Annotated in this window: 21 protein-coding genes; all 21 read left to right on the forward strand. The window is 36.9% G+C overall.

All coding sequences use genetic code 11. The features are described from left to right. Nucleotides 1-1086: a flagellar biosynthesis protein FlhB gene (flhB, locus tag RRV45_RS09445; protein ID WP_315668559.1), complete on the forward strand. Its 1086-nt coding sequence runs from the start codon at nt 1-3 to the stop codon at nt 1084-1086. Nucleotides 1087-1181: 95 nt separating this feature from the next. Further along, the gene (flhA, locus tag RRV45_RS09450; RefSeq protein WP_315668560.1) at nt 1182-3218 is read left to right on the forward strand and encodes a flagellar biosynthesis protein FlhA; all 2037 of its coding nucleotides are present in this window, start codon (nt 1182-1184) and stop codon (nt 3216-3218) included. Further along, complete coding sequence (gene flhF, locus RRV45_RS09455; RefSeq protein ID WP_315668561.1) at nt 3215-4378, forward strand: flagellar biosynthesis protein FlhF; 1164 nt, start codon at nt 3215-3217, stop codon at nt 4376-4378. The genes flhA and flhF overlap by 4 nt, the downstream gene beginning before the upstream one ends. Nucleotide 4379: 1 nt before the next feature. Next, nucleotides 4380-5246 carry a MinD/ParA family protein gene (locus tag RRV45_RS09460; protein ID WP_315668562.1) on the forward strand — a complete coding sequence of 289 codons (867 nt, stop codon included), beginning with the start codon at nt 4380-4382 and terminating at the stop codon, nt 5244-5246. Between the two features lie 9 nt (nt 5247-5255). After that, complete coding sequence (locus RRV45_RS09465; RefSeq protein WP_315668563.1) at nt 5256-6347, forward strand: protein-glutamate methylesterase/protein-glutamine glutaminase; 1092 nt, start codon at nt 5256-5258, stop codon at nt 6345-6347. A gap of 19 nt (nt 6348-6366) precedes the next feature. Further along, nucleotides 6367-8424, forward strand: a complete 2058-nt coding sequence (locus tag RRV45_RS09470) for a chemotaxis protein CheA (protein WP_315668564.1) — start codon at nt 6367-6369, stop codon at nt 8422-8424. Between the two features lie 53 nt (nt 8425-8477). Continuing rightward, nucleotides 8478-8948 carry a chemotaxis protein CheW gene (locus RRV45_RS09475; protein ID WP_315668565.1) on the forward strand — a complete coding sequence of 157 codons (471 nt, stop codon included), beginning with the start codon at nt 8478-8480 and terminating at the stop codon, nt 8946-8948. Between the two features lie 4 nt (nt 8949-8952). Further along, nucleotides 8953-9579 carry a chemotaxis protein CheC gene (locus tag RRV45_RS09480; protein WP_315668566.1) on the forward strand — a complete coding sequence of 209 codons (627 nt, stop codon included), beginning with the start codon at nt 8953-8955 and terminating at the stop codon, nt 9577-9579. 4 nt (nt 9580-9583) lie between these two features. After that, complete coding sequence (locus tag RRV45_RS09485) at nt 9584-10081, forward strand: chemotaxis protein CheD (RefSeq protein WP_315668567.1); 498 nt, start codon at nt 9584-9586, stop codon at nt 10079-10081. A gap of 134 nt (nt 10082-10215) precedes the next feature. Further along, entirely contained in the window at nt 10216-10977 is a 762-nt protein-coding gene (locus RRV45_RS09490; protein WP_315668568.1) for a FliA/WhiG family RNA polymerase sigma factor, read from the forward strand. 25 nt (nt 10978-11002) lie between these two features. After that, nucleotides 11003-12361, forward strand: coding sequence for a DUF342 domain-containing protein (locus RRV45_RS09495; protein ID WP_315668569.1), 1359 nt, complete (start codon nt 11003-11005; stop codon nt 12359-12361). A gap of 37 nt (nt 12362-12398) precedes the next feature. Continuing rightward, complete coding sequence (locus RRV45_RS09500) at nt 12399-12710, forward strand: hypothetical protein (protein ID WP_315668570.1); 312 nt, start codon at nt 12399-12401, stop codon at nt 12708-12710. Nucleotides 12711-12719: 9 nt separating this feature from the next. After that, entirely contained in the window at nt 12720-13328 is a 609-nt protein-coding gene (locus RRV45_RS09505; RefSeq protein ID WP_315668571.1) for a hypothetical protein, read from the forward strand. A 153-nt stretch (nt 13329-13481) separates the two neighbouring features. Further along, the gene (rpsB, locus tag RRV45_RS09510) at nt 13482-14183 is read left to right on the forward strand and encodes a 30S ribosomal protein S2 (protein ID WP_315668572.1); all 702 of its coding nucleotides are present in this window, start codon (nt 13482-13484) and stop codon (nt 14181-14183) included. 187 nt (nt 14184-14370) lie between these two features. Beyond that, on the forward strand, nt 14371-15252 hold the full coding sequence (tsf, locus tag RRV45_RS09515) for a translation elongation factor Ts (RefSeq protein WP_315668573.1): 882 nt from the start codon (nt 14371-14373) through the stop codon (nt 15250-15252). A gap of 100 nt (nt 15253-15352) precedes the next feature. Next, the gene (pyrH, locus tag RRV45_RS09520; protein WP_315668574.1) at nt 15353-16078 is read left to right on the forward strand and encodes a UMP kinase; all 726 of its coding nucleotides are present in this window, start codon (nt 15353-15355) and stop codon (nt 16076-16078) included. Beyond that, on the forward strand, nt 16078-16635 hold the full coding sequence (gene frr, locus RRV45_RS09525) for a ribosome recycling factor (protein ID WP_315668575.1): 558 nt from the start codon (nt 16078-16080) through the stop codon (nt 16633-16635). Before pyrH ends, frr begins: the two co-directional genes overlap by 1 nt. Before the next feature lie 254 nt (nt 16636-16889). Then, complete coding sequence (locus tag RRV45_RS09530) at nt 16890-17666, forward strand: isoprenyl transferase (protein WP_315668576.1); 777 nt, start codon at nt 16890-16892, stop codon at nt 17664-17666. 19 nt (nt 17667-17685) lie between these two features. Then, complete coding sequence (locus RRV45_RS09535) at nt 17686-18474, forward strand: phosphatidate cytidylyltransferase (protein ID WP_315668577.1); 789 nt, start codon at nt 17686-17688, stop codon at nt 18472-18474. A gap of 31 nt (nt 18475-18505) precedes the next feature. Next, nucleotides 18506-19651: a 1-deoxy-D-xylulose-5-phosphate reductoisomerase gene (locus RRV45_RS09540; protein WP_315668578.1), complete on the forward strand. Its 1146-nt coding sequence runs from the start codon at nt 18506-18508 to the stop codon at nt 19649-19651. 59 nt (nt 19652-19710) lie between these two features. After that, the gene (gene rseP / locus RRV45_RS09545; protein ID WP_315668579.1) at nt 19711-20973 is read left to right on the forward strand and encodes an RIP metalloprotease RseP; all 1263 of its coding nucleotides are present in this window, start codon (nt 19711-19713) and stop codon (nt 20971-20973) included. The last annotated feature ends 117 nt before the right edge of the window (nt 20974-21090 follow it).

Consider the following 21090-nt stretch of genomic DNA (forward strand, 5'->3'; position numbering starts at 1 on the left):
ATGAAACGACTAATTGCGTTAGACCTGCAATATTTTGCAGGAGAAAAAACGGAAAAAGCAACACCGAAAAAACGACAGGACTCAAGAAAAAAGGGACAAGTAGCTAAGAGCCAGGATGTTAACACAGCCGTTGTCCTTTTAGGTGTTTTTTTATTCCTTCTATTTGCGGGATCCTATTTAAAGGATATTGTTTTTTATATTATGACTCATACTTTTAATCAGTTAATGCTTATGGAACTGACAGAAGCAAATATACAAATTGTTTTTTTAGCTATCTTAAAGGAGCTTGTCCTATTTTTAGGTCCGATCATGCTAGTTGCAATGCTTTCGGGAATAGTCTCAAATTATGCCCAGGTAGGATTTTTATTTTCTACTGAGGCGATTCAGCCGAAGCTAGAGAAGCTGGATCCAATTAAAGGATTTAAACGGATATTTTCAGTTAGAGCCATTGTTGAACTTTTAAAATCAATCTTAAAAATTGGCTTTGTTGGCATTATTACCTTTTTGGTTTTATGGAGCAGAATAGATGAGATCCTGATCTTATCACAAAAAACAGTTGGAGCTGCACTGGCAACGATTGGCAGCTTAACTGTGCAAATGGGTTTGTATGCCTCAGGTGCCCTGCTATTTCTATCGATATTAGATTTCTTGTATCAGAAATATGATTTTGAAAAAAACATTCGAATGTCAAAACAAGATATTAAAGACGAGTATAAAAATATTGAAGGGGATCCCCTTATTAAATCAAAAATAAAACAGAAACAGCGGGAAATGGCTATGAGAAGAATGATGCAGGAGGTTCCGAATGCAGACGTCGTTATCACCAATCCAACTCATTTCGCCGTTGCATTAAAATATGATGAGGCAAAACTCGATGCACCCTATGTTGTCGCAAAAGGGGTCGACTTTGTCGCTCAAAAGATAAAAATGATAGCTAAAGAAAAGGATATTATAACTGTTGAAAATCGGCCTCTTGCGAGAGCTTTATATAGTCAGGCAGAAATTGGAGATGCAATTCCTGAAGAATTTTTCAAGGCAGTCGCAGAAATTCTTGCCCATGTATATAGAATGAAAAAGAAAATTTAATGATCTCTATACATTTTTAGAGTGCTATAGAAAAACTTTGGAAACCAATAGTAAATAAGCTTTTGCCAGGTTTTTCTTTTTAGGAGAGGAATTTTATGTCAGGAAGAGATTTATCCGTATTAGTAGCTGTCATTTTAATTGTAGCTATGCTTATTATCCCTTTTCCATCGTGGCTTCTAAGTATACTAATCTTAATTAATATTACATTGGCACTCATAGTCTTATTGACGACAATGAATATGAGTGAGCCGCTTCAATTTTCGATATTCCCGTCATTATTATTATTATTGACGCTTTTCCGCTTAGGATTAAATGTTTCGACAACACGTTCAATCCTTTCAACAGGTGATGCGGGCGGAGTTGTCCATACTTTCGGTACATTCGTTGTCGGCGGTAATCTTGTTGTTGGTCTAGTTGTGTTTTTAATTTTGGTTATCATTCAATTTATCGTTATTACAAAAGGAGCTGAGCGTGTTTCTGAGGTCGCTGCGAGATTTACCCTTGATGCGATGCCTGGGAAACAGATGAGTATTGATGCGGACCTAAATGCTGGAATGATTTCAGAGCAGGAAGCTCGTGCACGACGTGAAAAGGTGAGTAGAGAAGCGGATTTTTATGGTTCAATGGATGGTGCAAGTAAATTTGTAAAAGGGGATGCAATTGCAGGAATCATTATTGTCTTAATTAACCTGATTTTTGGGATTGTGATCGGTGTGATGCAGCTAGGGTTGTCGGTAGCTGAATCTGCATCAAAATTTTCATTATTATCAGTAGGGGATGGCTTAGTCAGCCAAATTCCTGCACTTCTTATTTCAACTGCAACGGGCATTGTTGTAACAAGAGCGGCTTCTGATGGTAATCTAGGAAAAGACATTACAACTCAATTATTTGCTTTTCCAAAAATGCTATATGTTACTGGAGGAACGATATTTTTATTAGGGCTGTTTACTCCAATTAGTGATTTGCTAACGATTCCGATTGCTGGGCTTCTCTGTTTTGGGGGATATATGATCAACCGTACCCCTGATCAAGGGAAGGAAGAGCTTCAGGAAATCGATGAAGAACTGGAAGCAAGTGAGATGAAAAGTCCAGAAAGCGTAGTTAGTTTATTAAACGTGGATCCCATTGAGTTTGAATTCGGTTATGGGCTTATCCCGTTAGCAGACGCTAATCAAGGTGGAGATCTGCTTGATCGTATTGTAATGATTCGCAGGCAGCTAGCAATAGAATTAGGCTTAGTTATTCCTGTTGTACGAATTCGAGATAATATTCAGCTTCAACCGAATGAATATAGACTAAAAATCAAAGGAAATGAAATGGCAAGAGGCGAGCTGCTGCTTGATCATTATTTAGCAATGAGCCCTGGTATTGAAGATGATTCAATTGAAGGGATTGATACGATAGAACCATCCTTTGGACTGCCTGCAAAATGGATTACAGAGGATATGAAGGAACAGGCAGAAATATTTGGCTATACAGTAGTGGATCCGCCTTCTGTTGTTTCCACCCATATTACAGAAGTGATTAAGGGGAATGCTCATGAACTAATCGGTCGTCAGGAAACGAAACAACTGATTGACCATCTTAATGAGAGCTATCCAATTCTTGTTGAGGAAGTTACACCAAACCCGCTTTCAGTTGGAGAAGTGCAGAAAGTATTGGCAAAGCTGTTAAAAGAAAATGTATCCATTCGAAACTTGCCAATCATCTTCGAGACACTAGCTGATTTTGGAAAAGTAACTAGCGACACAGAATTACTTACAGAATATGTTCGCCAAGCATTGGCACGGCAAATCACAAATCAATTTTCTCAAGGTTCTGATTCACTAAAAGTGGTAACACTTTCTGGTAAAGTAGAGAAGCTAATTGCTGAAGGTATCCAGCAAACAGAACATGGCAATTATTTATCTATGGATCCAACAGTTTCTCAATCCGTCTTAGAATCAATCGCTTCACAGGTAGAGCAATTGTCTTTAATTGAACAAACACCTATTGTTTTATGCTCTCCTGCAGTAAGAATGTATGTCCGTCAGTTAACCGAAAGATATTTCCCGCAAATTCCAATTCTTTCGTATAACGAACTTGAAGCTAATGTAGAAGTACAGAGTGTAGGGGTGGTGAACATAGATTGAAGGTAAAAAAATATATTGCACCTTCCATGGCTGAAGCTATGAAGCATATCCGAGCCGAGCTTGGAAGTGATGCAGTTATATTAAATTCTAGAGAGGTTCAGTCAGGCGGTTTTCTAGGGCTTTTTAAAAAACGTAGTATAGAAGTAATTGCAGCTACTGATCAACTGGCAAATTCTCAAACGAAAACAATCACAAAACAAAAGCTATCAACTGCACCTGATACGAACCGGAATTTTAAGATGGAGAACGCAAATAATAATAATAAGATTAGTGAAAAACATAAGCCTTCTGAAGACATAATGAAGGAAATTAATGAGTTAAAGTCGCAGTTAAAGGCAATGTCCGTTTCTAATCCAGAATTTGGACCTGTTTACCCTGAACATTTAAAGCTGATGCAAAAATTATTAAATGAACAGGACATCAATGAAGCTAATCAAAACAAACTACTAACTTCACTTCTTGAAAAATGGTATGTAAATGGGGCAACTGCATCAATTAATGAGGTATATTCCTGGCTTGAAAAGAACATGGTTGACCAGCTTAGAGGAATAAACTTTGGCGGAGTTTCCTTTAAGAAAAAGTATTTAAATGTGGTCGGTCCTACAGGGGTTGGAAAAACAACTTCCCTAGCAAAGATTGCGGCAGAATGTGTAATTAATCATAAAAAGAAAGTTGCTTTTATCACTACAGATACGTACCGGATTGCAGCGATTGATCAATTAAAAACTTATGCCAAAATTTTAAATGTACCAATGGAGGTCTGCTATACAATCGATGATTTTAAAAAGGCTGCAAATAACTTCAATGAATATGATCTTGTTCTAATCGATACGGCAGGCAGAAACTTTAGAAACAAGCAATATGTTGAAGATTTAAAACAGGTTATTGATTTTGATCATGACATGGAAACCTTTCTAGTTCTCTCTCTTACTTCAAAACAAAGGGATATGGAAGATATATATGAACAGTTCTCCATTATTGAAATCGATAAATTTATTTTTACAAAATCGGATGAAACCTCAAGCTACGGAGCGATGTATAATTTGATCACAAAATACAACAAGGGTGTTGCCTACTTGACAAATGGTCAAAATGTTCCTGACGATATGATTGAAGTGAAACCTAGTACGATAGCAAAAACAATTATTGGGGTCGAATAAAATGAAAGACCAGGCAGAAGATTTACGAATAAGATTAAGAGCAAGTAAACTAAGGAAAAATCCTAGAACTTTAGCGGTTGTAAGCGGTAAGGGAGGAGTTGGAAAATCTAACTTTTCTCTCAACTTTGCAATATCCTTAACAAAGAAGGGCTTCGCAGTATTGCTTTTCGATATGGATTTAGGCATGGGTAATCTTGATATATTGATGGGAACGTCTTCAGAGTATTCAATCGTAGATTATTTTGAAGGCCGAGTTTCATTAAAGCAAGCGATAATGCATGGGCCTGAGGGGCTAAAATATATTGCAGGCGGTTCTGGACTTTCCCACATCGTACATTTAGATGAAAACAGGGTAGAACATTTTACACAAGAGCTCTCAGTATTATTTGCTGAGTATGACTATGTCATTTTCGATATGGGTGCCGGCATCACAAATGAATCAATTAAATTTATTCTATCAGCCCAAGAGCTTGTGTGTATCACAACGTCAGAGCCTACAGCCATGACAGATGCCTACTCGATGCTGAAACATATTCATTTAGTTGATTCATCAATCCCCTACTATATTGTCATTAATCGTGTTCAGAATGAAAAGGAAGGGCAGATGACCTATAACCGAATAGCTAAAGTGTTACAGAATTTTCTTGGAAGGGAATCATTCTATCTTGGAATGCTCCCGGATGACCGATCGATTCAGCAAGCTGTTAGAAGGCAAACCCCTTTTATTCTAAACAATGAAAAGTCACCTGCTTCAAAATCAATTATTGAAATTGCTGATCGGTATAAAGAAAAGTATTTTCATGATAAACCGTTAGGAAATAGTTTTTCATTTATTTCAAAACTAAAGCGATTTCTCTTCGAAAGGTAGGCGTCTTCATTGAGAAAAATTAATGTGCTAGTTGTTGATGATTCGGCCTTTATGAGGAAGCTAATTTCTGATTTTCTTAAAGAAGACCCACAAATTGAAGTCATTGGAACGGCGAGAAATGGTGAAGATGGACTGAAAAAAGTAAGAGACTTGAATCCAGATGTTATCACTATGGATGTTGAAATGCCCCTATTAAATGGGCTTGATGCTCTTAAACAAATCATGATTGAACATCCGGTTCCAGTCATTATGCTTTCTAGTACAACAAAAGAAGGTGCAGAAAATACGTTAACGGCTATTCAAAATGGCGCTTTTGATTTTATTGCAAAGCCTTCGGGTGCGATATCTCTTGATTTACATAAAATTAAAGAAGAATTGGTTCGAAAAGTCATCTTAGCAAGCAAATTAAGCAGGAAACAATTGATAAATTTAGCATCTAATAGAAAAATACCTATAAATCATGAAGAAAGATATAGTAAAATAGAACTAAGTGAATCTAGTGAAATTAGTAAACAAAATAGGGATCCCTACACAAAAAAAATAATTTGTATTGGAACTTCTACAGGAGGACCGAGAGCTCTGCAACAGGTTCTAACAAAAATTCCTCCAACTATTGATGCTGCCATTCTTATTGTTCAGCACATGCCCGCTGGTTTTACGAAATCATTAGCAAACAGATTAGATTCACTATGTGAAATATCTGTAAAGGAAGCAATTGATGGTGAAATAGTACAAAAGGGAACTGCCTATATAGCTCCTGGCGGTTTTCATTTAAAAGTAAGGCAATCGGGTAATAATCTGCTTACATTTTTAGAAAAGTCAGATGCTAGAAACGGGCACAGACCTGCAGTAGATATTCTTTTTGAATCAGTAAGTGAAATTAAGGATTACAAGAAGGTAGCAGTCATCATGACTGGAATGGGGTCAGATGGAACTCAAGGACTTATTGCCCTAAAAAACACTGGTAAAGTTACTGCCATAGCTGAATCACAAGAAACGTCAATTGTTTTCGGAATGCCAAAAGCTGCTATTGCCACAAGATTAATAGACGAAATTCAAGATGTGGATAAAATTGCAGAATCAATTTTGAAATATGTTTAATGTGGAGGGCTGAGAGCTCGTGGATATGAACCAATATTTAGAAGTCTTTATTGAAGAAAGTAAAGAACATTTACAGGCTTGTAATGAACAGCTGCTTGAGCTTGAAAAGAACCCTGAGAATATATCAATCGTTAATGAGATTTTCCGCTCGGCACATACGTTAAAGGGAATGTCAGCAACGATGGGCTATGAAGACTTAGCAAAATTAACCCATCAAATGGAAAATGTACTAGACGCCATTCGAAATCATAAGCTTACTTTTAATCCAGAGATCCTTGATGTTATTTTCCTTGCTGTTGATGACCTTGAAGCTATGGTTCAATCCATTGCTGAAGGCGGAGACGGAAAAAGAGACGTAGCCGAAGTAGTAGAAAAGCTATTAATGATAGAAAAAGGGGAAAGTATTTCCCAAATAGCAAAAGCTGAGGCAGCAGTTGCTGTTGCAGAGCTCAATCCAACAGTAAAAAGTGTTTACGATGAGTTTGAACTGACAGTCATGCAGCAATCAAAGGAACAGGGATTTGAAACTTTTGAAATAACGGTTTCGTTAAGGGAAGACTGCTTACTGAAAGCAGCAAGAGTATTTATGGTATTTGAAATTCTTGAGAAAATCGGTGAAGTGATAAAGGCAAATCCTTCGGTTGAGCAATTAGAGGAAGAACAATTTGATCAGGAATTTACTGTCACAATCGTATCTAAAGAGGTTAAAGAAGATATCCATAAGAAAGTGATGAAGGTTTCAGAGGTAGAAAGAGTTGATGTTCAGGTTTTATCATTGGAAGCATTGCGTCAATCTGAATTAGATGCACATGAGCTTATTGAAAGTCTTGCACCGATTTTTGAAGAAAAGGAAACGACTGAAAATAATATTCCTCAAAAGCAAGAAGAAAAGAAAGCGGGGGCATCATCCTCATCAGCTAAGAATTCTAACAGCAAAACAATCAGGGTGAATATTGAAAGACTTGATATCCTAATGAATTTATTTGAAGAATTAGTCATAGACCGGGGGCGTCTTGAACAAATTTCCCGCGATTTAAATAATCAGGAGCTGCATGAAACGGTAGAACGGATGACAAGAATTTCAGGTGATTTACAAAATATTATTTTAAACATGCGCATGGTTCCAGTAGAAACAGTATTTAATAGATTCCCGCGGATGGTTCGTCAATTAGCCCGTGATTTAGACAAGAAGATTAATCTTGAGATAATTGGTGCTGAAACAGAATTAGACAGAACAGTTATTGATGAAATTGGCGACCCGCTCGTTCATTTAATTAGAAACGCACTTGACCATGGAGTTGAAACACCTGAAATTAGAAAAGCTAATGGAAAGAATGAAGAAGGAACAGTTATTCTAAAAGCTTATCATAGTGGCAATCATGTCTTTATTGAAATAGAAGATGATGGTGCTGGAATTAATCGGGATAAAGTGCTTGCAAAAGCGATCAAAAAAGGTATAGTCACGCAACAGGCGGCAGCAACAATGACTGACAAGCAGGTTTTTGAGCTAATACTTGCTTCTGGTTTCTCAACAGCTGATAAGATTTCTGATGTTTCAGGCCGTGGAGTGGGTCTAGACGTTGTAAAAAGCACAATTGAATCATTAGGCGGTACGGTATCTATCGATTCAAATCTAGGCAAAGGTTCGATTTTCTCGATACAATTACCGCTTACATTGTCGATTATTTCGGTTATGCTTACTGAAATACAAAAAGAAAAATTCGCTATCCCACTATCTTCAATTATTGAAACGGCGATTGTAAAAAAATCTGATATACTAAATGCCCATAATCAAAGAGTTATCGATTTTAGAGGCAAGGTTGTTCCGCTTCTTTTCCTAAAAGAAATTTTCGAAGTACCGGTATTTGAAGAAGGGGATGAATTCTACTCTGTTGTCATTGTTAGAAAAGGAGACAAAATGGCAGGCCTAGTTGTTGACTCTTTTATTGGCCAGCAGGAGGTTGTCTTAAAGTCTCTAGGAAACTATTTAACAAATGTATTTGCTATATCGGGAGCTACCATACTTGGTGATGGTCAGGTAGCGTTAATTGTAGATTGCAACTCGTTAATTAAGTAAACCATTATCTTCGTACCATTAATTATAGATTGTCTAGTAAGGAGTGGATCAGTATGGCTGAGACTATAGCTTCTGATATTAAATTAATCGTTTTTCAGCTTATGAATAAAGAGTATGCAATCCCGGTAAATCAAGTTCGGTCCATTGAGAAAATTGAGCATATTACGAGAGTGCCAAGAACAGAAAAGTTTATTAAAGGTGTCATTAATCTACGCGGAGTCATTACGCCAATTATTGATCTTCGCAGCAGATTTGGGCTAGAAGAGGTTGGCTATTCAGATAGTACTAGGGTCATTATCGCAGGACTTAATGATTTGGAGGTCGGGTTCATTGTTGATTTAGCTAATGATGTAATCGACATTCCAGTTAACTCGATTGAACCGCCACCTGAAGTTGTAGGGGTAGCAGAGGCCGATTACATTAATGGTGTTGCCAAGGTCGGAAATCGTTTGTTAATTCTTATTGACCTTGAGAAGATCTTAAATATAGAAGAACGTTTAATATTACAAGGAAATGAAGGATGAACAAATGAATTTTATTGAAAAAATTTCATCCATGCATCTTGATATATTAAAAGAGATTGGAAATATAGGAGCTGGACATGCAGCAACTGCGCTCTCTAAGTTATTAAATAAGAAAATAGACATGAAAGTGCCAGACGTCAGGATCGTTTCATTTGATGAAATGATGAATATGATGGGTGGTTCAGATAATGTTGTTGCTGGAGTGTTCCTAAGAATTGAAGGCGATGCCCCTGGAAGCATGTTTTTTGTCTTACCCGTTGAACAGGCTTCCAGATTTATTCGTGAAATGATTGGTGATGAATACTTCAGCTTTGATTCACCGCCTTATAGTGAATTAGGATTATCTGCTTATCAGGAGCTTGGAAATATCCTTTCTGGTTCATATTTATCCTCTCTCTCTGATTTCACCAATTTATCATTATATCCTTCTGTACCAGCATTAAGCATTGATATGGCTGGTGCAATAATTAGCTATGGACTGATCGAATTATCACAAGTCAGCGATTTCGCCATTGTAATAGATACAGCACTTAATGATGATGGGGCAGATAAAGAAGCGGTCAAGGGCCATTTTTTCTTACTGCCAGATCCAGAATCCTTCGATACGATTTTTAAATCTTTGGGAGTATAACAAAATGATCCAATGTAAAGAAGTTATAAAAGTGGGAATTGCTGATATGAATATTGTTAAAACCCCTAATACGATTCGCACCTCTGGATTAGGTTCTTGTGTTGGAGTGGTAGTCTATGATCAGCAACGGGAGATTGCAGGGCTTTCACATATTATGCTTCCAGATTCGAACCTTGCAAAGGCAGGTAATATAAATACTGCCAAATATGCAGATACGGCTGTTAAAGACTTAGTGTCTAAGCTTATTCAAAATGGTGCAAGAGCCTATTCTTTAAAGGCGAAAATTGCTGGAGGGGCTCAAATGTTTCAATTTTCTTCTGGCAGTGATATTATGCGGATCGGTCCTAGAAATGTAGATGCTGTAAAGGCAGAGCTAGCAGCACTTAAAATTTCTATTGTTTCTGAAGATGTTGGCGGAAATAGTGGAAGAACAATAGAATTTGATCCACAGACATGTATACTACATATTCGGACAGTAAATAAGGGTGTACAGGAAATATAATCAGCCTCATACCAGATGTGTGGGCTGTTTCCTAAAAGAGTTTACTCGGTAATGGAGTTAATGAAAGGCAAAGGATTTTTTACTAGGATTGTAATCATCGTTTATGGAAAAGGAAACGTTTGAGGAGGATGACCATGGCGCATCAAACACTTCAGGAGCAACGATATTGGCATAATTGGGTCGACTCACGTGATAATCAAGCAGGGGATTATCTTGTAAAGAAATATTTGCCGTTAGTGAGTTATCATGTCCAGCGGATTTCCGTAAATCTTCCTAGAAATGTTTCGCGGGATGATTTACGAAGTCTGGGAATGATAGGCTTATATGATGCCTTGGAAAAATTTGATCCAAATCGGGATCTGAAGTTTGATACATATGCATCCTTCCGAATTAGAGGTGCTATTTTAGACGGTTTAAGAAAAGAGGATTGGCTCCCGCGAAATACTAGGGAAAAGGCAAAAAAAATTGAAGCTGCAATTGAAAAACTCGAGCAGCGACTAATGCGAAATGCAAGTATCGAGGAAATTTCATCTGAACTAAATATGAGTGAAGAAGAAGTGCAATCTGTCATAAATGAACATTTCTTTGCAAATATTCTTTCAATGGATGAAAAGTTTAATGATCAAGATGATAAAGAAGGCCACTCACATATTATTAAAGATGATCGTGCAGAAATTCCTGAAGATAAAATAGTAAAAGATGAAATGATCCGTGAGCTTATCGAAATGATTTCTTTACTAAATGAAAAAGAACAGCTAGTTATTAGCTTGTTTTATAAAGAAGAATTAACCTTAACAGAAATTGGACAAGTGATGAGTCTATCGACTTCTAGAATTTCTCAGATTCATTCAAAGGCAATTTTTAAATTAAGGAATGCTTTAATAAAAGTTATTTAGATTGTAGTTTGAAAGGGGAACCGAAATGGAAAAGCATTATCGAATAATCATAACGAAGGATCGTTTAACAGCAAAAATTGATTTAGTTTCGAATGTAGCAAATGACTTTTCCATTAAAAAGAGTGATGTTGAACAATTTCTTTCTAAAGAAAAGATATCTTTCGGAATCATTGAGGATGTGATAAATCAGATTTTTGAAAACCCACAATCCTTAAGTTATCCATCCATTATTGCTGAAGGCATCCCGCCTAAAAATGGGGTGGATGCCTATCTTCTAAATGAAGTTCAGCATGAGAAAAAAGAGGTAAGAGAAAAATTCAACTTCCGAAAAGTTCTTCAAATCCCATCTGTTTCAAGTGGCCAGCCTCTTGCTTCAGTTGTCCCGCCTACTCCAGGTACAGACGGAATGGATGTATTTGGAAAAAGGATTCCCGCTAAAAATGGAAACCCCCTTAAAATAAGACCAGGAAAAAATGTTATTTTAAATAATTCAAGATTTTATTCAACTTCTGATGGGCAATTAAGCCTTACAGACAAAATGATCTCCGTCAATCCCGTTTTTGAAGTCAATGGTGACCTTGATTTAAAGACAGGAAATGTTGATTTTATTGGCAATGTCGTTATTAGAGGAAATGTACCTAGCGGATACGAAATAAAAGCTGGTGGAGATGTTAGAATATTTGGTTTAGTAGAGGCTGCACATATTCATGCTGAAGGCAATATCATTATTTCTGGAGGGGTTACGGGAGGAAATAAAGGGATGATCTCAAGCGTAGGAAATGTTCAGGCAACCTACTTAAATCAGGCAAATGTGCAAGCTGGTCATGATGTCATTATAGAGTCCTCTATTTTACACAGTAAAATTCGGGCAGGTTCCTCCATCTTAGGCAAAAATGCATTCGTTATCGGTGGATTCCTTACAGCTAATAAAGAGATACATGTAAAAGAAGTTGGAAACCATTTGTTTACAAAAACGGAACTACAAGCTCACTTAGATACGTCTTTGGCTGATAGAGAGAAAGAGTTACATTTAGAAAGAGCGAAATTAATTGATAATCTTGAGAAATTATCAAATATTGAGCGAAAGCTATTAGGAATTGCAAAGCTGACTGGGAATCTAACTCAAGAACAAAAAGTAGTTATTCTCAAGCAAAAATCTACAAAACAACATATTGTTGGGCAGATCACAAATATTGATGAAGAGCTAAGACAATTGGAGGAAGCACTCAATGAAAGACAAGACTCTTCCATTTATATTTATGAGACAGTATTTCCAAATAGTACTTTGCGTTTTGGGAAGTATGCCAAGCAATTGCAGCACAAACAATCATCAGCACGTTTTTTACTTCAAGGCGGGGAAATCGTGACTGAGCCTATTCTATAGACAATAAAATTGACTTATTAGAGATGGGTGTGGAACTATGAGTTTGAAGTCGATTGAAATGCAAATTGCCTTACCAAGGACAATGGAAGTGGGGAAAATACAAGAGCAATTGCAGCAGCGAGGTCAAAACATCAATGATTTTGCCACAGAGCGAACCCATAAAGAAGAAAAACAGCATAGAGAAACTGTTATAAAACACGAACAAAAAGCGAATGTCAAACTTACCCAAGATGAGCATAATGGCAATGCTGGGGAAGATAAAGATACTCCACAAAAAAAGAAAAGCAGCAAGCTTATTGAAAAGGAGAAACATCCATATAAAGGTAATGTCATTGATTACAGTGGATAGAGGGATTATATGACCACTTTCTTATTATTTATCAGTTTATTTTTAAATGTTCTTGCCCTTTTTTCAATTATCATATTATTTTTGCGTCAAAACCGTTTTTTACAAGTAGAGAAAAAACAGGAAAAAATGCTTCAAGAAATGGAAGAAGTCATTTCTGCTTATCTAGTTCAGATGAAGGAAGAAAACGAAGATTTTATTAAGCGAATGGGGAAAATTGAAAGGAATGCTCAAACTTTCCCGAACGGAGAAAGTCGGGTAACGATTAAGAAAAGTAAAGATGACTCTCATCTTGAAAAAAATGTAAGTCTTCAAAACCGAATTGGAAAAGCAAATGCTTATAGTGCTGCAAATGCATACAAACAAAACGCTGTTGTTCCAAGTAGTCATGCCAGTAATAACTCCAAAGTAATAGCAAATGATAAGGTAGATTTGCCGCCTCTAGAAACCAATACTATTCTTGCAGACGTAAATGAAAAAGAGAATTCACAGGATCAATCACTATTAAATGATATTCTTCAATTAAAAAAGCAAGGATATAATGAGACAGAAATTGCTCAAAAGCTAAATAAAGGTAAGACAGAAATTAATCTTTTATTAAAATTTAATCAAAAGAAATAAGGAATAACTTGATAGTCCATTATTTTTATGCTATATTAACAAATGGTGTTAATACACACGCTTATTGATTTAGTCGGACGGTGCTGAAACCCTTTCAGTTCCCGATTGAAAATGAAATAAGCGGAGGAAAACAAACCATTAGGAGGAAAAACAATGTCAGTCATTTCAATGAAACAATTGCTTGAAGCTGGTGTACACTTTGGTCACCAAACACGCCGTTGGAACCCTAAGATGAAGAAATATATCTTCACTGAGCGTAACGGTATCTACATCATCGACCTTCAAAAAACGGTTAAGAAGGTAGAAGAAGCTTACAATTTCGTTAAAGAACTTGCTGGAAACGGCGGTACAATCCTATTTGTTGGTACGAAAAAACAAGCTCAAGACTCTGTTAAAGAAGAAGCAATCCGTTCTGGTATGTACTTTGTTAACCAACGCTGGTTAGGTGGTACTTTAACGAACTTCGAAACAATCCAAAAGCGTATTAACCGTTTAAAAGATATCGAAAGAATGTCTGAAGATGGAACGTTTGAAGTACTTCCAAAGAAAGAAGTAGTTCAATTGAAGAAAGAGCAAGAGCGTTTAGAAAAATTCTTAGGCGGAATCAAGGATATGAAGACTCTTCCAGATGCTTTATTTATCATTGATCCTCGCAAAGAGCGCATTGCTGTTGCAGAAGCACATAAATTAAATATTCCAATCGTAGGTATTGTTGATACAAACTGTGATCCGGATGAAATTGATGTTGTTATCCCTGCAAACGATGATGCGATCCGTGCTGTTAAATTATTAACTGCTAAGATGGCTGATGCGATCCTTGAAGCAAAACAAGGCGAAGAAGTTACTACTGCTTAATAAAAGCTATTCTGGTTTATGAAATCAAATCTATTTTAAGTTTTGAGGGATTAGGCTAAGAATCAAGGCTAACAATAATAAAGGTGATAAGGGAGCACCCTTTATCACCTTTTTTTAAAGGGTTATTGTTTGTAAGTGAAAATATAGGTAAAAATATTAATACATAGATTTAAGGAGGATTTTCATAATGGCTATTACTGCACAAATGGTTAAGGAACTTCGTGAAAAAACAGGCGCAGGTATGATGGATTGTAAAAAAGCTCTTCAAGAAACTGATGGTGATATGGAAAAAGCAATTGATTTCTTACGTGAAAAAGGAATTGCAAAAGCAGCTAAAAAAGGCGACCGTATTGCAGCAGAAGGTCTTACAACTATCAAAGTTGAAGGGAATGCAGCTGTTATTCTTGAAGTAAACTCTGAAACAGATTTCGTTGCAAAGAATGAAGGTTTCCAAGTTCTTGTAAAAGAATTAGCTGATCACCTTTTAGCGAAAAAACCAGCTTCAGTTGAAGAAGCTCTTGGACAAACAATGGATAATGGTGCAACTGTAGAAACTCATATTAATTCTGCTATCGCAAAAATTGGAGAGAAGCTTACACTTCGCCGTTTTGCTGTTAAAACAAAAACAGACAGCGATGCATTTGGTGCATACTTGCATATGGGTGGACGTATTGGTGTGTTAACTGTAGTTGAAGGTACAACAGATGAAGATGCAGCTAAAGATGTATCTATGCATATTGCAGCATTAAATCCTAAATATGTATCACGTGACGAGGTTTCTGCTGAAGAAGTTGAGCGTGAGCGTCAAGTATTAACACAACAAGCATTAAATGAAGGAAAACCTGAAAATATCGTTGCTAAAATGGTAGAAGGCCGTTTAAGCAAATATTTCGAAGATGTTTGTGTAAACGACCAAGCGTTTGTTAAAAACCCTGACCAAAAGGTTGGAAAATTTGTTGAATCAAAAGGCGGAAAAATCCGTGAGTTCGTTCGCTACGAAGTTGGAGAAGGCTTAGAAAAGCGTGAAGACAATTTCGCAGAAGAAGTAATGAGCCAGGTTAAGAAATAATAAACTTACTATCAAGAAATGCTTAATCTAGGGAACACACAGTGTTCCCTATTTTTCAAAGTGCGTATACGCATTTCGATTTTTACATATGGAGGTCTTTATGAGCAACCCAAAGTACAAACGCGTCGTCTTAAAATTAAGTGGAGAAGCTTTAGCAGGAGAGCAAGGCTTTGGAATTAATCCTGCCGTCATTAAATCAGTTGCAGCACAAGTAAGAGACTTAGCTCAATTAGGAGTAGAGGTTGCAGTTGTTGTTGGCGGTGGAAATATATGGCGTGGGAAGATTGGGGAAGAAATGGGGATGGACAGAGCAAATGCTGACTATATGGGCATGCTTGCAACTGTTATGAACTCATTAGCACTTCAAGATAGCCTTGAGCAGCTAGGAGTTGAGACAAGGGTTCAAACCTCAATTGAGATGAGACAAGTCGCAGAGCCATATATTCGCAGAAAGGCAATTCGCCACCTAGAGAAAAAGCGAGTTGTTATTTTTGCAGCTGGTACAGGTAACCCTTATTTTTCAACTGATACAACTGCCGCTTTACGTGCAGCAGAAATAGAAGCGGAAGTTATCTTAATGGCGAAAAACAATGTTGACGGTGTATACTCTGCTGACCCGCGTGTTGATAAAAATGCCAAAAAATATGAAGAATTATCATATTTAGACGTATTAAAAGAAGGGTTGGCTGTAATGGATTCTACGGCATCTTCTTTGTGTATGGATAATGATATTCCATTAATTGTTTTCTCGATTATGGAACAGGGGAATATTAATCGCGCTGTTATGGGCGAAACAATCGGAACAATTGTGAGGGGGAAAAAATAATGCCAAAACAAGTAATTGCGAATGCAAAAGAAAAAATGACAAAAGCAATCCAAGCATATACTCGTGAATTAGCAGCGATCCGTGCAGGGAGAGCCAATGCTTCCTTACTTGATAGGATTACTGTTGACTATTACGGGGCGCCAACGCCTATTAATCAATTAGCAGGTGTATCTGTTCCAGAAGCACGACTTTTAGTCATTCAACCTTACGATAAAACGATTCTCGGTGATATTGAAAAAGCCATCCTTAAATCAGATATCGGTTTAACCCCATCAAATGATGGAAATATTATTAGACTTTCTATTCCGCAGCTTACAGAGGAGCGCCGGAAAGAGTTGGTTAAACAGGTTAAAAAGGAATCAGAGGAAGCAAAAATTGCTATTCGTAATATTCGCCGTGATGGGAATGATGATTTAAAAAAGCTGGAGAAAAATGGAGAAATTACAGAAGATGATTTACGTGGTTACTCTGATGATATCCAAAAGCTGACAGATGAGCAAATTGCTAAAATCGATTCCATTACAAAGGATAAAGAAAAAGAAGTACTTGAAGTGTAATGCATCATCTACCCTCTATCATTAGGGGGTTTTTTCAATCTTCTAGGTACTAATTCCCGCAATAGAAAAATAAATACATATAAAGCATATTCTTAATTTAGTTATCTATACATACCCTTTTATAGAGATAACTTTCTTTATTTTTGGTATGATAAAATCATGCGGAAAATGAACTCTATCTTGTCCTTACCAGATGTACTAATCGGCAAGTTTTCTTTTCGGAGGTAAGAAAACCTATCTAAAGGAGCATTTTTATGTTAAATAAAATGAAACAATGGAGAAATCAGAATAGCTCAACAGATCTCCGAGAGAGAATCTTGAAAATTCAAGAGCTTCAGATTCCTTCACACGTAGCGATTATAATGGATGGCAATGGCAGATGGGCAAAGAAAAGAGCGCTGCCGCGTGTTGCGGGGCATCATGAGGGAATGAAAGTAGTTCGGAAAATGACAAAATTGGCTAATGAGCTTGGAATAAAAACCTTAACTCTATATGCTTTCTCGACTGAAAATTGGAAAAGACCTAAAATGGAAGTGGATTTTTTAATGAAGCTCCCGGAGGAGTTTTTAGGTACATTCCTTCCTGAGCTAGTCGAAGAGAATGTACGGGTACAAATGATGGGCTATAAGGAAATGCTGCCTACACATACAAGGAATGCGATTGAGAAGGCAATGGAAGATACAAAGGATAATACCGGGTTAATTTTGAACTTCGCTCTTAATTATGGGAGCAGGGCGGAAATTATTGAGGGAATCAAACTTGTCTTAAAAGATTGCAATAGTGGTATAATAAATGAAAATGATTTAAATGAAGAAGTTTTTTCAAATTATTTAATGACGAAAGATCTAAATGATCCTGATTTATTAATTAGAACAAGCGGGGAAATCCGTTTAAGCAATTTTATGCTTTGGCAGCTTGCATACACGGAGTTTTGGTTTACTGATGTTCTATGGCCAGATTTTGGCGAAGAGCATTTTATTGAAGCGATTGAGGTATTCCAGAACCGTCAGAGGCGGTTTGGCGGAGTTTAATAAAGGTGTGACGACATAGATGAAGCAACGAATCATTTCAGCGATCATATTTGGTGCAATTTTTTTGCCTTTAACGATTTATGGTGGATTTCCATTCATTATTCTAGCCTATTTATTGGCATCTATTGCACTATATGAAGTATTAAAAATGCGCAAAATTAAGCTCTATTCTTTACCAGGGCTACTTTCTTTATTACTATTATGGGTAATGCTACTACCTAAACAGTTCCAGAATAGTTTTGAACCACTAAGCTATTCGAAAATTGAATTTGTCCTCCTCGCGGTTTTACTTTTTTTAACCTATACAGTAACAACAAAAAATCAATTTAATTTTGATGATGTTGCGTTTTCAATTCTTGCTGTACTTTATATTGGTATTGGTTTCTATTTCTTTATTGAAACACGTGAATCGGGACTAGTCTATATTTTCTATTCCTTATTTATCATATGGGCAACCGACTCTGGAGCCTATTTTATTGGCCGTGCTATTGGTAAAAACAAGCTCTGGCCTGAAATTAGCCCCAATAAGACAATTGAAGGTTCGATTGGTGGTGTCGTTTGTGCACTAATAGTGGCAGCGCTCTTTATTCTTTTCTCAGATATTAATGCCTCTTTTCTACAGCTATCCATCATTACGATAGTCCTGTCAATTTTTGGACAAATTGGTGATTTAGTTGAATCCGCTTTGAAGCGCCATTATGATGTAAAGGATTCCGGTAATATAATGCCGGGGCACGGCGGAATATTAGATCGTTTTGATAGCTTATTATTCGTTTGGCCATTATTGCATTTTATTTATTTAATGTAGTTAGTTCTTTATGCAACAGGAGTTGAATTTGTTGAAGAATATTAGTTTAATGGGAGCTACTGGTTCAATTGGCACCCAAACGTTAGATATAATCAAGGAGCATCCTGATGAATTTCGGCTAGTTGCCATGGCAGTTGGCAGAAATCTGGACCTGACTAGGAAAATCATTCTTGAATATCGTCCAGAGCTTGTTTCAACGTCCGACAGATCATCAGCACAAATACTAGAAGCTGAATTTCCAAATATCTCTTTTACATATGGCAATGACGGGCTATCAGAAGTAGCCGTTTATCATAAAGCAGAGATCCTTGTTAATGCAGTCACTGGCAGTATTGGTTTAACTCCAACACTGCAAGCTATTAAGGAAAAAAAGACGATTGCCATTGCGAATAAGGAAACATTAGTAACTGCGGGACATCTTGTCATGGAGGAAGCGAAAAAAAATCAAGTTTCATTATTGCCAGTGGATAGTGAGCATTCTGCTATTTTTCAGGCTTTACAAGGTGAAAATCAAAAGAATATTGAAAAGCTAATACTGACTGCCTCCGGTGGTTCTTTTAGGGACCGTACTAGACAGGAGCTAGAAAATGTGACAGTTCGTGAAGCTCTTAATCATCCTAATTGGTCTATGGGTGCAAAAATCACAATCGATTCTGCAACGATGATGAATAAAGGACTAGAGGTCATTGAAGCACATTGGCTTTTTTCAATCAATTATGATAATATTGACGTCTTATTGCATAAGGAAAGCATCATTCACTCTATGATTGAATTTCAGGACAGCAGCATCATCGCACAATTAGGAACACCAGATATGAGGGTTCCCATTCAATATGCATTGACTTATCCAGACAGGCTTCCCCTTCCATCAGCAAATCGGTTGAACTTGGCTGAAATTGGAATGCTCCATTTTCAAAAAATGGACATGGACCGCTTCCGCTGTTTAAGGTATGCGTATGAAGCTGGTAAGGCGGGCGGATCAATGCCTGCTGTTTTGAATGCTGCAAACGAAGTAGCAGTTGCAGCCTTTTTAAATGGAAAAACAACCTTCCTTCAAATAGAAGAATTAATTGAAAAGGCTTTGAGTATTCACAAAAACATCTCAAATCCAAGTCTTGCCCATATTCAGGAAGTCGATTTGGAGACGAGAAAATATGTAGACTCACTTTTAAGCTAAAAGCTTTTTAACTCAAAAAGATAATGCTTTGTTATCTTTTTAAAAAAGGTGGTTATGTTTTGAGTACAGTTATAGCCTTTATTATCATATTTGGCGCATTAGTATTTTTTCATGAATTAGGGCATTTTGTATTTGCGAAAAGAGCAGGGATCCTTTGCCGTGAATTCGCAATTGGGTTCGGACCTAAGGTATTCTCTCATAAAAAGGGAGAAACAACCTACACGATTAGGCTATTACCAATTGGGGGCTTTGTCCGCATGGCGGGAGAAGATCCTGAAATGATTGATATAAAGCCAGGATTTAGAGTTGGTTTATTATTTAATGAATCAGAACAAGTTAAGAAAATTATCCTGAATCAAAAGGAAAAATACCCAGAAGCTAGAGTCATTGAGGTGGAGCATGCAGATATAGAGCATTCTCTGGTCATTAAAGGCTACGTTGAAGGGGAAGAGGAAGAAAAACTACAATCATTTACTATTAGCCCAAGTGCATTATTAGTAGAAGATGGAGTTGAAACCCTAATTGCTCCTTACAATAGACAGTTTGCTTCAAAGACGCTAGGCCAGAGAACTATGGCTATTTTTGCTGGGCCGATGATGAACTTTATTCTTGCCTTTGTCATTTTTGTCCTTATCGGACTGCTGCAGGGAATTCCTACGAATGAACCTGAGCTAGGAAAATTAACTCCTGATGGAGCTGCGATATCTGCAGGATTAAAAGAAGGGGATATCATTCACAGTATTAACGGAGCTGAAATATCAAGCTGGTCGGATGTTGTTGAGATTATCCGCAAAAATCCGAACAATGAGCTCCAATTCTCCCTTGATCGAGACGGACAAGAAATAAACTTGCCTGTTACTCCGAAGGTTCAAGAAGTAGAAGGGGAAAAGATTGGTATAATCGGCGTTTATAGCCCAATGGAAAATTCACCTATTAAGGCCATTACAAATGGGGCTTTAGAAACGTATAATTGGACTATAGAGATTTTTAAAATGCTGGGTAAATTGATTACTGGACAATTCTCCATTGATGCATTATCAGGTCCTGTCGGCATATATGTATCAACTGACACAGTAGCTAAATCGGGTATTTATTATTTGATGAAATGGGCAGGTATACTAAGTATTAACTTAGGTATCATGAATTTACTTCCAATACCTGCTTTAGATGGCGGAAGATTGATGTTTTTCGCGGTTGAAGCAGTAAGAGGAAAGCCAATTGACCGTCATAAAGAAGGAATGGTTCATTTTATCGGGTTTGCATTATTAATGCTTTTAATGCTAGTAGTAACCTGGAACGACATTCAAAGATTTTTCTTATAATATATAGCTATCCAAGGGTCATATTCTTTTTGAGTGAAAAGAGTGCGATAATTCTCCGCTTTTTTCACCCTACAGAATCTGACCCTTTTTTATTGACATGGGCAATTAAAGATCGTT

The organism is Bacillus sp. DTU_2020_1000418_1_SI_GHA_SEK_038, from assembly GCF_032341175.1.
In the GTDB taxonomy this organism is placed as follows: domain Bacteria; phylum Bacillota; class Bacilli; order Bacillales; family Cytobacillaceae; genus Cytobacillus.